Genomic DNA, 13,131 nt, shown 5'->3' on the forward strand with positions numbered 1-13,131 from the left:
GACTCATGCCCGAGGGTGGGGCGTCCATATCGAACACCGTGCAGGGGGTCGCAGCCGGGACGGAGCGGCCCGACCGCACACCGCACCGCCGCACCGGTCTCCTCGTCACCTTCCTCCTCGGCAGTCTGACCGCCGTACCCCCGCTGGCGATGGACATGTACCTCCCGGCCCTGCCGGAGGTCACCCGGGCCCTGCACGCCCCCGCCGCGACCGTCCAGCTCACCCTGACCACCTGCCTGGCCGGCATGGCGCTCGGCCAGCTCGTGGTCGGGCCGATGAGCGACCGGTGGGGGCGCCGCCGTCCGCTGCTCGCCGGGCTCGCCGTCTTCGTCGTCGCCACCGTCCTGTGCGCGCTCGCGCCCACCGTCGAACTCCTCGTCGCCTTCCGGCTCGCCCAGGGCCTCGCGGGCGCCGCCGCGATCGTCATCGCGCGGGCCGTCGTCCGCGACCTGTACGACGGCATGGCCATGGCCCGCTTCTTCTCCACCCTCATGCTCATCTCCGGGGTCGCCCCCATCGTGGCGCCGCTGATCGGCGGGCAGGTCCTGCGCGTGACCGACTGGCGGGGCGTGTTCGCCGTCCTCACGGTCATCGGCGTGCTCATCGGCGTCCTGGTCTGGACGAAGCTCCCCGAGACCCTGCCGCCCGCCGAACGGCACAGCGGCGGCGTCGGCGAGGCCCTCCGCTCGATGCGCGGCCTGCTCGCCGACCGCTCCTTCACCGGCTACATGCTCACCGGCGGCTTCGCCTTCGCCGCCCTGTTCGCCTACATCTCGGCGTCCCCGTTCGTCATCCAGGAGATCTACGGCGCCTCCCCGCAGACGTTCAGCCTGCTGTTCGGCGTCAACTCGGTCGGGCTGGTCGTCGTCGGCCAGATCAACGGCAAGGTCCTGGTCGGCCGGGTCAGCCTCGACCGCGTGCTGGGCACCGGCCTCGCGATCGTCATCACCGCCGCGACCGCGCTGCTGCTGATGTCCCTGGGCGTGTTCGGCGAGGTCGGCCTCGCGCCCGTCGCCGTCGCGCTGTTCGTGCTGATGTCCGCGATGGGCATCACCCTGCCCAACACCCAGGCCCTCGCCCTGATGCGCACCAGGCACGCCGCCGGCTCCGCGTCCGCCCTGCTCGGCACGTCGTCCTTCCTCGTCGGCGCGATCGCCTCCCCGCTCGTCGGCGTCGCCGGGGAGGACACCGCCCTCCCGATGGCCGTCGTCCAACTGGCCGCCGCACTGGTGGCACTGGCCTGCTTCGTGGGAATGTGCCGTCCCTGGAGGGCCCGCGCGAGTGTGGAGGGAGCGGACAGCTGAGCGCACCGAGACTGCGCGACGGCACGCCGGAACGGGCCGGACTCGACCCCGCGGAACTGCGCCGGCTCGTCCGGGAGGTCCACGTCCTCACCACCGGGCAGCGCCCCTGGGCACCGGGCGCCGTCCTGGTCGTCGGGCGCGGTCCGGTGATCGCGGTCGAGGAGGCGGCGGGCTGGGCCGTCCGCTACGCGGCCTACGACGAGGACGCCGACGCCGGCGTGGAACTGCCCCCCGAGGACCGCGTCCCGATGACCGTCGGCACGCCCTTCGACCTGGCGTCCCTGACCAAACTGTTCACGTCCGTGGCCGCCGTGCAGCAGATCGAGCGCGGCACGCTCGGCATGGACGCCCGGGTCGGGGCATACCTGCCCGACTTCACGGCGGCGGCCCGGCACGGCATCACCGTACGGCAGCTGCTCACCCACACCTCCGGGCTGCGGCCCGAACTCCCGCTGTACGACTGCGCCGACGACGCCGCGCGACTGGCGGCGCTCCAGGCGGAACCGCCGGTCGGCGCGCCCGGCACGTACCGCTACTCCGACCTGAACATGCTCCTCCTCCAGCACGTCCTGGAACGCGTCACCGGCCGCCCGCTCGACGTCCTCTTCCACGACGGCATCACCCGGCCGCTGGGCATGACGGCGACCCGGTTCGGGCCCTGCCCCGAGGCCGCGGCGACGGAGGACCAGCGGCGGCCGTGGGCCAAGGCGGACCGGGGGATGCTGCGGGGTGAGGTGCACGACGAGAACGCCTGGGCGCTGGGCGGTGTGGCGGGCCACGCGGGCCTGTTCTCCACCGGCCGGGACCTCGCGGTGTTCTGCCGCGCCCTCCTCGCCGGCGGCGCCTACGGCCCGGCCCGCATCCTCGGCCCCGACTTCGTCGACCTCCTCTTCACCCCACCGGGGCTCGGCTTCGTCCTCGACCAGCCGTGGTTCATGGGCGACCTCGCCGGGCGGGGCGCGGCGGGCCACACGGGCTTCACGGGCACGTCCCTCGTCCTCGACCCGGCCACGGACACGTTCCTGATCCTCCTCACCAACGCGGTCCACCCCCGCCGCCGCCGACCGGACAGCGCCCCGAGGGCGGCGGCGGGGTCACGGGTGGCCCGGGCGCTGCGGGGGAGGTGAGAGCGGTGCTCTCGCCTCGTCCCTCGTAGAATCACCGGGTGAACGCCCCCGCACCCCCGGCCGAAACCCTCCGTGCCGCACTCGCCGGTCTGCTCGACGGGCTGCCGCCCCGGCAGGCCGCGCAGGCCGTCGAGCGGCTCATCGCCAGCTACCGCGGGGCCACCCCGACCGACGCCCCGATCCTCCGGGACCGCGCGGACGTCGCCGCCTACGCGGCCTACCGGATGCCCGCGACCTTCGAGGCGGTGCGGTCGGCGCTGGAGGCGTTCGCGGAGGCCGTGCCCGGCTGGGTGCCCGGCGGGCACCTGGATCTCGGCGGCGGCACGGGTGCCGCGGCCTGGGCCGTGAGTGCGACCTGGGGCGGGGAGCGGCCCGTCACCGTGCTCGACTGGGCCGAGCCCGCCCTCGCCCTGGGCCGGGAGATCGCCGCGGCCGACCCGGCCCTGCGGGACGTACGGTGGCAGCGCTCTCGGATCGGAGCGGCGCTCACCCTGGAGAGCACTGATCTCGTCACCGTCTCCTACGTCCTCAACGAGCTGACCGCCCCCGACCGCATCGCCCTCGTCGACGCCGCCGCGGCCGCCGCACAGGCCGTGGTGATCGTGGAACCCGGCACCCCCGACGGCTACGCCCGCGTCATCGAGGCCCGCGACCGGCTGGTCACCGCCGGCTTCCACGTCGCCGCCCCCTGCCCGCACAGCGACACCTGCCCCATCGCCCCGGGCACGGACTGGTGCCACTTCTCCGCCCGGGTCAGCCGCTCCTCCCTGCACCGCCAGGTCAAGGGCGGCTCCCTCGCCTACGAGGACGAGAAGTTCAGCTACGTCTCCGCCGCCCGCTTCCCCGTCGCCCCGGCACCCTCCCGGATCGTCCGGCGCCCCCAGATCCGCAAGGGCCAGGTCCTCCTCGACCTGTGCGAGACCGAACCGTCCCTGCGCCGTACCACGGTCACCAAACGCCACGGCGACCTGTACAAGGCGGCCCGGGACGCGGACTGGGGAGACCCCTGGCCGCCCTCCGACCCTCAGGTCAGGCGGGCATGACCTGACCGGCCCAGCGGAACAACGCGTCCTGCGCCGACGCCCGGTCGGCGGGGGACAGGTCCGCGATGTCGACGTTGTGGTTGCCGCCCGGCACCCACAGGACCCGCGAGTCCGGGCCGCCGGGCCGGAAGTGCTCGGCCACGGCGGGGTCCTGGGAGCCGTTGACGAACAGCAGCCGGCTGCCGCGACGGCGCACCCAGCGGTCGATGTCGGGCATCGCGGCCGGGTCGAAGCGCAGGGGGACGTCCCGGGGGACGAAACTGCGCGCCTCGATGCCGTCCGGGTGGCGCAGCAGGTCCGCGAGGTGGGCGGTGGGGACGCTGCCGTACCCCAGCTGCGTGCCGATCTGGTACCAGTACGGGATGTACCGCCGCGCCGCCGCGTCGGCGTAGAGGGACAGCCCCGCCGTGTCGTCCAGCCACTGGTACAGCTCGCCGGTCGTCGCCCCCGGGCCGGGGATCGCGGCGACGTCGGCCGCCGTGCCGCGCTGCCAGAACATGAACGGCACGCGCAGGACGGCGATTTCGAGAGCCTTGTCGGCGCTGCCGACGATACGGAAGGTGTCGCCGCTGCCGGCCGCCCAGGCCTCGTAGCGGGCGACCAGGTCGGCGCGGCGCAGCAGGATCGCCCGCTGGGCCGCCGCGAGGGCCGCGCGGTCGGCGGGGGTGCCGACCGCGTCCAGGAAGCGGAGGCAGGCCGAGTCGTCGCGGTCGTCGACGTTGTTCGGTGCCGAGTAGACCACCGTGCCGTCCACGTCGTGGGGGTGGAAGCGGCGGTGGTAGACGCTCGCCATGCCGCCCTTGCTGCCGCCGGTGGAGATCCACGCGCTCGGATAGATCCGGCGGAAGAGGCGGACGACACGGTGGTGGTCGTCGGCGGCCTGGCGGATCGTGAGGTGCGCGTAGCCGGGGCCCGCCGGGCGTGAGGTGCCGAAGTAGCGGTGCTCGACCTGGAGTTGGTTGGCGCCCAGCAGGACCGCCGGTTCGGTCCGGCGCGGGGTGAGGACGGCGTGGTAGCCCGTGCTGAACAGCACCGTGGGCCGGTCGGCGGCGGTGTGCAGCAGGGTGAGGCGCTGCTCGAAGGTGCCGGCCGCGGGGTTCGTGTGGTCGGCCGGCTGGCGCAGGCCCAGGACGAGGTGCCGGTACCCCGGTTCGGCGTCCTGCCGCTCCTCGATCAGCCGCAGTCCGGGCAGCGCCCGTAAGGCGGCCACGATGTCGCCGTCCCCCGGCCGGGGCCTTCCGGCCGCCGCCGCCCGCGCGGGTACGGCCGCCGTGGCGGCGAGGCCCGCCGCAGAGACCGCCGAGGCCGCCGAGGTGAGCAGCCGTCGTCTCGTCCACACGCGCATCGTGAGTCCTCCCGGTGTCCGTCGGTCGCGGGGCCGCGACCGCCTCAGTACATCCGCCGGACGTCCCGGGAGGATCCCGCGCGCGAGGGGACGGCCTCCCCCGGGCGGGGGAGGCTCACGACTCACGACGACCGGTCGGTCGTCCCGCCCTCCCGCTGTTCCCGCTGCTGTCGTTCCTCCTGGAGCTTGCGCAGCAGCTCCCGCTTCTGGGCCTGCGGATCGAGTCCGCCGCCGATCCGGCCGCCCCGGCCGCCGCCGCGCAGCGCCTTGCGGCCCAGGTTCTGGCGCGATCCTCCGACACCCAGCAGGTTTCCGCCTCGGGCCATCTCGGGCTCCTTTCCCGCGTCCGTCGACGCGACCTCACCGCGACGAGACGGTTCGTCTCGTGCATACCTCTCCACTGTCCGCGAGACGCTCCGTCTTGTCAACCTGATAAATTCGACCCATGTCCGTCCAGAAGCCCGCCCGGTCCGCCCCCGGCAAGCCCGCCCCCGACGCCACCCGCCGCAGCGAGAAGTCCCGCCGCGCCATCTACGACGCCGCCCTGGCGCTCGTCGTGGAGGTCGGCTACCCGAAGACCACCATCGAGGGCATCGCCGCCCGCGCCGGCGTCGGGAAGCAGACGATCTACCGGTGGTGGTCGTCCAAGGCGGACGTGCTGATGGAGGCCTTCCTCGACCTGGGCGAACAGTCCATGCGGGAAGCGGGGCCGGAGCCGTACGCCTTCCCGGACACCGGCGACATCGCCGCCGACGTCAAGAGCGTGCTGCGCGCCACCGTCGACCAGCTGCGCGACCCGAGGTTCGAGGCGCCCTCCCGCGCCCTGGCCGCCGAGGGCGTCGTCAACGAGCAGCTCGGGCGCGAACTCGTGGCCAAGCTGATGCAGTTCTCACTCGACCTCTACATCGGCCGGCTGCGCGCCGCGCAGGACGCCGGGCAGGTCCGGGCCGACATCGACCCGCGCATCGCCCTGGAGTTCTTCATCTCCCCGCTCGCCCAGCGCTGGCTGCAGCACACGGGCCCGATCTCCTACGAGTACACCGACACCCTCGTCGACTACGCCCTTCACGGCCTCGCACCCCGCTGAGCGGCCCGGGCCAGCCGTCCCGGCGCGTCCGTGATGACGCCGTCGCAGCCCAGCGCCAGCACACGGTCCCGCTGCGCGTCCGTCACCACGGTGTGCGCCCACACCCGCGGAATCCCCGAGCGCACCGCCCGCAGCAGGTCCGCGTCGCGCGCCCGGTGGTCCACGTCCAGGAGATCGACGTACGACCGCCAGCGCTCGGGGCGGTCCGTGCGCAGCTGCTCCGCCGAGCGCCACAACTGCGCGAGCAGGCCGAGGCGGTGGACGCGCCGGGCCACCTCCGGGTCGTTGGAGTTGACGAAGACCGAGCGGGTCAGCCCGCGGGCCCGGATCAGCCCGGCCAGCCGGTCCAGGCTCCGCGGGTCCTTCGCCTCCAGCATCAGCACGATCCGCCCGCCGAAACGATCCAGCACCTCCGCGACCGTCGGCGGCCGTTCCGAGCGCCAGCTCCCGGGCAGCGCGTCCTTCGGGCGCAGCCGTACGCCCTGCCACTCCCGGGCGTCCAGGCCGCGCACCGCGCCGCCCAGATAGGTCGTGCGGTTCAGGGTCTCGTCGTGGAACACCACCGGCGTGCCGTCGCGCAGCAGCCGCGTGTCGAAGTCCAGCACCTGCGCCGTACCGCGCTCGTAGGCCGTCATCAGGCCCGACATGCTGTTCTCGGGGACCTCGCGGGCGCCGCCGCGGTGGGCGACGTACGTGATCCGGGGGAGTGCCGCCACCGTCAGCGGGCCGGTGCCCCACTCCAGCGGGCTCGGGCCGGGGCCGTGTCCCGTGAGGGTCAGCGAGACCACGGAAGCCACGGAGGCCAGGCCCGTCAGCGCGATCCTTGTGACCATGGCGACCACGGTAGGACGCCATGTCCTGGTAAAGCGGGCAATGACACCCGATGGTGCGCGGAGTGCGCCTCGTCCCGGCGGCATATGCCTCGCCCCACCGGTACCCGTCTCGACCCTCCTGCCCCGGATGTGGGCACTGGCCCCCCGGTGCGCGGGAAGATGGGACCATAGGGCATGCTGTTCCGCACGACGGCGAGGCGAGGGGATTGATGAGCGCGGAGTTCGGCGGCCGGACCGGCCTTCAGGGCAAACTCACCCAGTGGCTGCGCGCCGGGCGCCGGCCGAAGGAGACCGCCGGGGACGGCGGCCGTGAGGCCCTGCTGCTCGCCGCCGCCGGCGCGGGACTGCCCCTGGCGCCCGCCGCCCACCCGCTCGGCTACCGCTGTTCCTGCGACCGCGTCGGCTGTCCCACCCCGGCCCGGCACCCGGTGTCCTTCGCCTGGCAGACGCAGTCCACCACCGACAGCGGCCAGATCGAGCGCTGGGCCCGCCACCAGCCGCAGGCCAACTTCATCACCGCGACCGGCATGGTGCACGACGTCCTCGACGTGCCCCTCGACGCCGGTCGCGACGCGTTGGAGCGGCTGCTCGCCGGCGGTGTCGAGGTCGGGCCGGTCGCCGAGAGCGACGACGGCCGCATGCTGTTCTTCACGCTCACCCGCGGGACGCCCGAGGACGAGGACGAGTGGTGGCCGTGCGAACTGGACTGCCACCCCGAGACGATGGACGAGCACCCCGGGCTGCGCTGGCACTGCCGGGGCTCCTACGTCCTCGTACCGCCGGCGCGGCTGCCGGGTGAGGACCAGACGGTGCGGTGGGTACGCGGGCCCGAGCACGAGCTGCCGGATCCGCTGAGCCTGCTGGAGGTGCTCACGGAGGTCTGCGGGCGGTACGTCGGTGACGGCACCGACCATGCCGGGGCGGGCTGGCCGCTGCGGCACTGAGGCCCTGGTTCAACCAGGCGGTGGGGCCCTTGGCTACGAGCCCTCCGCGGAGGTCATGCCCTGGATCCTGCCCAGGATCGTCACCTTGCCCGGGCCCTTCGGGTCCAGCGCGACCTCGTTGGAGACGAACTCCATCATGAGGGACTGCTTGATCTCGCCCTTCGTCAGCGCGAGGACGTCCTTGTTCGGGGTGGGGAACGACGTGCCCGCGTAGGCCGTCTGCTTCTCGTAGTGCCGCGTGGTGAAGAACACCAGCGCGCCGCCGTCCGCCGTGCGCAGCGCCAGCGGTGCGTAGTCGCCGTTCGTCAGCGGCTCGTCGATGTACTGGGTGACCAGGCCCGGCTTCTTGGCGTTCTTCTGGCGCAGGGTTCGCCACTGGCTGGTGTGCGGGCCGTCCGTGAAGGTGTCCCCGCCGTTCTTCAGGTACGTCGTGTAGGTCTGGCTCAGCTCGGCGGGCCCGGCGGCCAGGTCCGTGGCGTTCACGGGGACCGGCTCGGCCCAGCCGTCGGCGTCCTTCCTGAACTCCGGGACCTTGCCGGGCGCGACGAGCGTCAGGTACGCCACCTGGAACGGGTCGTCGAGGCTGCTGCGGGTGAACACGAGGAGCCAGCGGGCGGCGCCGCCCTTGTTGCCGGCGGCGTCGACGAGGAACCAGCGGGGCCAGCCGGCCTTCTTCGGGATCGTGAACTTCGCGTCCGTCAGCTCCAGGGGCGTGTGGTTGGGGTTGCCGCCCGGGTTGTTCGTCTTCCCGGCCTTCAGACGGGCCGAGTCGATGTCGGCGAGGGCGCCCGTGGTGTGGTCGGCGTCCAGACCGGGGTCGTAGGCCTTGTCGGCCGCGTTGTACGCGGTCGTGAACTCCTGGAGGGCCTTGGCGGCTTCGGCGCGGGTGGTGGACGGGAGGATCTCCCGTTCGCCGTGCACGACGACACAACCACTGGCGGTCAGCGACAAAGCGGTCACCGAGGCCGCTATGAGGGCGCTCCGGGCGTGCCTGCGGAGCGATCGAGGGTCGCGATCCCTGGTCATCGGGTTCCCTTCACCTTCCCCTTTCCGGAGGCGAACCCTACCGGGTGCCTCCGGCGGTCGGGCGGGGGTGGGGTGGGGTGGGGGCGAGGAACAGGGCCAGGGTCGGGAGCAAGTACAGGAGCCACACCGTGACTTGGAGAGTGGTGGGGTCGGGCTGGAAGTTGAGGACGCCCTTCAGGAGGGTGCCGTACCAGCTGTCGGGAGGGATCGTGCCGGAGATGTCGAAGGCCTTGTCGGTGAGGCCGGGCAGGAAGTCGGCCTCCTGGAGGTCGTGGAAGCCGTACGCCAGGACGCCTGCCGCGACCACGACCAGCATGCCGCCGGTGTACGTGAAGAACTTGGACAGGTTGATGCGCAGGGCGCCGCGGTAGAAGAGCCAGCCCAGGAGGACCGCCGTGAGGAGGCCCAGGGCGACGCCCAGCAGGGGCTTGGGCGTGCCGTCGCTCGCCGCGTGGACCGACGCCCAGACGAACAGGGCCGTTTCCAGGCCTTCGCGGCCCACCGCCAGGAACGCCGTGGCGACCAGCGCGCCCGTGCCCACCGCGAGCGCCGCGTCCAGCCTGCCGTGGAGTTCCGACTTGAGGTGCCGGGCCGTACGGCGCATCCAGAACACCATCCACGTCACCAGCCCGACCGCGAGGATCGACAGGGAGCCGCCGAGCGCCTCCTGTGCCTGGAACGTCAGTTCCTGGGAGCCGAATTCGAGGGCACAGCCGAAGCCGAGCGCGAGGGCGACCGCGACGCCGATGCCCGCCCAGATCGGCTTCAGCGCGTCCCTGCGGTCCGTCTTGACCAGGTAGGCGATGAGGATGCAGACGACGAGACTGGCCTCCAGGCCCTCGCGCAGACCGATCAGATAGTTGGAGAACACGGTCCCTCACGTCTCCTCGGAGAACAGCGTGCTGCCCCACCAGTCGTCCTTGTCGCGGACGCCGGGCGGGACGGCGAAGACCGCCGAAACCACATGCTGGATGTACTCGTTGAGCGCGTCCGCGGCCAGGTTGCGCTGGATCGGGATGAAGCCCTTGCGGACGTCCCGCTGGTAGGCCAGGAAGAACAGGCCCGCGTCGAGCCGGCCCAGACCGTCCGTGCCGTCCGTGAAGGAGTAGCCGCGGCGCAGGATCGTCGCCCCCTGGTTGGAGTCGGGGTGCGCCAGGCGGACGTGCGCGTCGGGCTTCATGGCCTTCAGGAACGGCTCGTCGCGCTCCTTCGCCCTGCCGACCGGTGCGCCCTCGCCCTTGTCCCGGCCGAAGATGTCCTCCTGCTCCTGGAGCGAGGTGCGGTCCCAGGTCTCGATGTGCATGCGGATGCGGCGGGCCACGAGGTAGGAGCCGCCCGTCATCCAGGGCGGGCCGTCCTTCTCGTCCACCCAGACGAACTCCTTCAGACGGGCCGTTTCCGTGCCCGCGATGTTGCGCGTGCCGTCCTTGAAGCCCATCAGGTTGCGCGGGGTCTGCGCCTCGGGCGTCGTCGAGGACGTCTTGCCGAAGCCGAGCTGGGACCAGCGGATGACGACCTTGCCGAAGCCGATGCGGGCCAGGTTGCGGACCGCGTGGACCGCCACCTGCGGGTCGTCCGCGCAGGCCTGGACGCACAGGTCGCCGCCGCTGCGGGTCCGGTCCAGGTTGTCGCCCGCGAACTTCGGCAGGTCGACCAGGGCCTCCGGGCGGTGGTCCGCGAGGCCGAACTTCCCGAACAGGCTCGGGCCGAAACCGAGCGTGAGGGTCAGGCGGGAGGGCTTCAAGTGGCTCAAAATCGCCCCCATGGTCCGGCCAAGCAGGGTCAAAGGTCTCGTCTCGGGATGATCAGCGGCGTTTCCGTCCGCGGGTGCGGGAGGACCTCGACGGGCTGGCCGTAGACGTCGGACAGCGCTCGCTCGGAGAAGACCTCGGCGGGTGTGCCCTCCGCCGCGACGCGACCGGCGCACAGGAGCGCGACCCGGTGCGCGTAGGCCGCGGCGATTCCCAGGTCGTGCACCACCACGACCACCGCGTCACCGGCGTGCGCCCTGGACCGGCACAGGCGCAGCACCAGCTCCTGGTGCCGCAGATCGAGGGCCGCGGTCGGTTCGTCGAGCAGGAGGAGGGGCGTCTGCTGGGCCAGGACCCGGGCGAGTGCCACCCTGGCCCGCTCGCCGCCGCTGAGCGCGGAGAAGGGGCGGGCGGCGAACGCCGTGACCTCGGTGGCGGCCATGGCCGCGGCGACCGCCCGGTCGTCGGCGGCAGGGGAGGCGGCGTGCGGGGCCCTGCCCATGCGGACGACCTCCGCCACCGTGAAGGGGAACGAGAGCGTCGCCGACTGGGGGAGGACCGCTCGGCGCAGGGCCAGGTCGGGTGCGGACCAGTCCGCCGCAGGCCGGCCGTGGATCAGGACCAGCCCCTGCGCGGGCGGGACATCGGCCGCCAGGGCGCCCAACAGGGTGGACTTTCCCGCCCCGTTGGGGCCGACCAGGGCCAGTACCTCCCCGGCGCGGACCGTGAGGTCGACGCCCTTCAGCACCTCGCGGGCGCCGAGCCGGACATGGAGGCCCCGGGTCTCGGCCAGGACGTCGCCGGGCACGGGCGCGGCGGGCGGGACGGGGCGTCGGGCACGCAGGCGGATCACGCCCAGCCTCCTTGTCGGCGCCGGGTGCGGCGCAGCAGCCAGAAGAAGAACGGGCTGCCGAGCAGAGCGGTCAGCACCCCGAGGGGGAGTTCGGCGGGCGCGGCGACCGTACGGGCCGTGAGATCCGCCGCCAGCAGGACGAGCGCGCCGAGCAGCGCGCTGCCCGGGATGAGGAAGCGGTGTCCGGGGCCGGCGGCCATCCGGAGCAGGTGCGGGACCACCAGGCCCACGAAGCCGATGACGCCCGAGACGCTCACGGCCGCCGCCGTCAGCAGCGCGATGACGAGGACCAGCGTGATCCGCAGCCGCTCCACGTCCACGCCCAGATGCCGGGCGGGACGCTCACCGAGGGCCAGGAGGTCCAGACGGCGGGCGTACAGGGGCGCCACGGCCAGGCCGATGACCGCGCACGGCAGGACCGCCAGCACCTTCGGCCAGGTCGCCTGGGAGAGCGAGCCCAGCTGCCAGAAGGTGATCTGGTTGACGGCCGCGGTGTCCGCGACGAAGAGGAACAGCCCGATCAGCGCGCCCGCGAAGGCGTTCACCGCGATGCCGGTGAGGATCAGCGTCACGACCTCCGTACGGCCGCCCGAACGCGCCATCGCGTAGACGAGCAGGACCGTCAGCAGCCCGGAGGCGAAGGCGAGGACCGGCACCGTCCAGGTGCCGAGGACGTTCAGGCCGAGGGCGATCGCCGCGACCGCGCCGACGGCGGCGCCGGAGGAGACGCCGATAACGCCCGGCTCGGCGAGCGGGTTGCCGAACACGCCCTGCATCAGCGCGCCCGCGCAGCCCAGCGAGGCGCCGACCAGCAGGGCCAGCACGATCCGCGGGAACCGCACGTTCCACAGCACCGACTCGGCGACCCGGTCCAGCTCGCCGCCGCCGAGCCCGAGCCGGTGCAGCCCGGAGGCCAGGACGTCGGCGACGGGGACGGGGTAGGCGCCGGTGCCGGCGGCGACCGGGACCAGGACGAGGAGGGCGGCGGCCAGTCCGGCGGTCAGCAGCCAGGCCGTCGGGTGCCGTCTTCGGGGCGGGCTGTCGGGCGGCGTGGTCGTCGTGGGCCTCTCCAGTACGGTCATCGGCGCCGCTCTCAGGTCGAGGTGAGTGGAATTTAGGTTAGCCTTACTTTAGTGGCTGGCTCTGGCCCGGGCGATGCTTGAATGCCCCCGTGACTGACTACGACGTGCTCCGCGTCTTCTGCGGGCCGAACGGCGGGTACGGCAACGAGCTCGGTGTCGTGCGCGAGGGCTCGCACCTGCCCGAGCGGAGTGACCGGCAGGCGTGGGCCGCGAAACTCGGGTTCAGCGAGACCGTGTTCGTCGACGACCCCGAGCGCGGTGTGATCGACATCTACACGCCCACCCTGCGGCTGCCCTTCGCCGGGCACCCCTGTGTCGGGACGGCGTGGCTGCTCGACGTGCCCGAGCTGGTCACACCCGCCGGAGTGGTCGGCGCCCGGCAGGACGGGGAGTTCTGCTGGATCGAGGCGCGCGCCGAGTGGGTGCCGCCGCGCACGCTGCGCCAGTACGCCACCGCCGCCGAGGTCGACGACCTGGCCGTGCCGCCGCCGGGGGAGTGGGTCTACGCCTGGGCGTGGGAGGACGAGCCCGCCGGCCGGATCCGGGCCCGGGCCTTCCCCGGCCGGGACGACGGCATCGACGAGGACGAGGCGACCGGGGCCGCCGCCCTGCTGCTCACCGACCGGCTGGGCCGGGCCCTCAACATCACCCAGGGCGCGGGCTCGCAGATCCTCACCGCGCCCCAGCCGGGCGGCTGGACCGAGGTCGGCGGCCGGGTCCACCTCGAACGCTGACC

Annotated in this window: 12 protein-coding genes and 2 pseudogenes; 6 read left to right on the top strand and 8 right to left on the bottom strand. The window is 73.3% G+C overall.

Translation table 11 applies throughout. The features are described from left to right. The first annotated feature begins 5 nt into the window (after window positions 1–5). The 3 genes from IE255_RS04500 to IE255_RS04510 are packed head-to-tail and all read left to right on the top strand — an operon-like array spanning window position 6 to window position 3,474. A complete protein-coding gene (locus IE255_RS04500) occupies window positions 6–1,304 on the top strand; it encodes a multidrug effflux MFS transporter (RefSeq protein ID WP_190048767.1) in 1,299 nt (432 codons plus the stop codon). After that, window positions 1,256–2,431 (top strand): serine hydrolase domain-containing protein, encoded by a 1,176-nt coding sequence (locus tag IE255_RS04505; protein WP_190048768.1) that lies wholly within the window; start codon window positions 1,256–1,258, stop codon window positions 2,429–2,431. The genes IE255_RS04500 and IE255_RS04505 overlap by 49 nt, the downstream gene beginning before the upstream one ends. Window positions 2,432–2,469: 38 nt before the next feature. Next, complete coding sequence (locus tag IE255_RS04510) at window positions 2,470–3,474, top strand: small ribosomal subunit Rsm22 family protein (RefSeq protein ID WP_190048769.1); 1,005 nt, start codon at window positions 2,470–2,472, stop codon at window positions 3,472–3,474. Here the strand turns inward: IE255_RS04510 and IE255_RS04515 are convergent. Then, a complete protein-coding gene (locus tag IE255_RS04515; protein ID WP_190048770.1) occupies window positions 3,461–4,819 on the bottom strand; it encodes a S28 family serine protease in 1,359 nt (452 codons plus the stop codon). The two genes, IE255_RS04510 and IE255_RS04515, sit on opposite strands and share 14 nt — an antisense overlap. A gap of 122 nt (window positions 4,820–4,941) precedes the next feature. Next, window positions 4,942–5,145: a DUF6243 family protein gene (locus tag IE255_RS04520; protein WP_190048771.1), complete on the bottom strand. Its 204-nt coding sequence runs from the start codon at window positions 5,143–5,145 to the stop codon at window positions 4,942–4,944. A 119-nt stretch (window positions 5,146–5,264) separates the two neighbouring features. On the opposite strand from IE255_RS04520, the gene IE255_RS04525 reads away from it, so the two are divergent. Then, window positions 5,265–5,906 (top strand): TetR/AcrR family transcriptional regulator, encoded by a 642-nt coding sequence (locus tag IE255_RS04525; RefSeq protein WP_190048772.1) that lies wholly within the window; start codon window positions 5,265–5,267, stop codon window positions 5,904–5,906. Here the strand turns inward: IE255_RS04525 and IE255_RS04530 are convergent. Continuing rightward, complete coding sequence (locus tag IE255_RS04530) at window positions 5,885–6,739, bottom strand: glycerophosphodiester phosphodiesterase (protein ID WP_190048773.1); 855 nt, start codon at window positions 6,737–6,739, stop codon at window positions 5,885–5,887. The genes IE255_RS04525 and IE255_RS04530 overlap by 22 nt on opposite strands. A gap of 209 nt (window positions 6,740–6,948) precedes the next feature. Here IE255_RS04530 and IE255_RS04535 point away from each other — a divergent pair, with 209 nt between their 5' ends. Then, window positions 6,949–7,683: a bifunctional DNA primase/polymerase gene (locus tag IE255_RS04535; protein WP_190048774.1), complete on the top strand. Its 735-nt coding sequence runs from the start codon at window positions 6,949–6,951 to the stop codon at window positions 7,681–7,683. Window positions 7,684–7,716: 33 nt separating this feature from the next. Here the strand turns inward: IE255_RS04535 and IE255_RS04540 are convergent, their stop codons facing one another. The 5 genes and pseudogenes from IE255_RS04540 to IE255_RS04560 form a co-directional block, all read right to left on the bottom strand. Further along, entirely contained in the window at window positions 7,717–8,709 is a 993-nt protein-coding gene (locus IE255_RS04540; protein ID WP_190048775.1) for an SCO2278 family lipoprotein, read from the bottom strand. After that, window positions 8,672–9,580, bottom strand: a pseudogene (efeU, locus tag IE255_RS04545) (iron uptake transporter permease EfeU); the annotation flags it as partial. The gene IE255_RS04540 and the pseudogene efeU, both read right to left, overlap by 38 nt. 6 nt (window positions 9,581–9,586) lie before the next feature. After that, window positions 9,587–10,534: pseudogene (gene efeB, locus IE255_RS04550) on the bottom strand (iron uptake transporter deferrochelatase/peroxidase subunit); the annotation flags it as partial. Beyond that, window positions 10,492–11,310 (bottom strand): heme ABC transporter ATP-binding protein, encoded by an 819-nt coding sequence (locus IE255_RS04555; protein WP_190049352.1) that lies wholly within the window; start codon window positions 11,308–11,310, stop codon window positions 10,492–10,494. The gene IE255_RS04555 and the pseudogene efeB, both read right to left, overlap by 43 nt. After that, complete coding sequence (locus tag IE255_RS04560) at window positions 11,310–12,395, bottom strand: FecCD family ABC transporter permease (RefSeq protein WP_190048777.1); 1,086 nt, start codon at window positions 12,393–12,395, stop codon at window positions 11,310–11,312. Before IE255_RS04560 ends, IE255_RS04555 begins: the two co-directional genes overlap by 1 nt. An 89-nt stretch (window positions 12,396–12,484) precedes the next feature. On the opposite strand from IE255_RS04560, the gene IE255_RS04565 reads away from it, so the two are divergent. Continuing rightward, a complete protein-coding gene (locus tag IE255_RS04565) occupies window positions 12,485–13,129 on the top strand; it encodes a PhzF family phenazine biosynthesis protein (protein WP_190048778.1) in 645 nt (214 codons plus the stop codon). Window positions 13,130–13,131: the final 2 nt, after the last annotated feature.

It is taken from the genome of Streptomyces lomondensis, from assembly GCF_014651035.1.
Taxonomy (GTDB): Bacteria; Actinomycetota; Actinomycetes; order Streptomycetales; family Streptomycetaceae; genus Streptomyces; species Streptomyces lomondensis.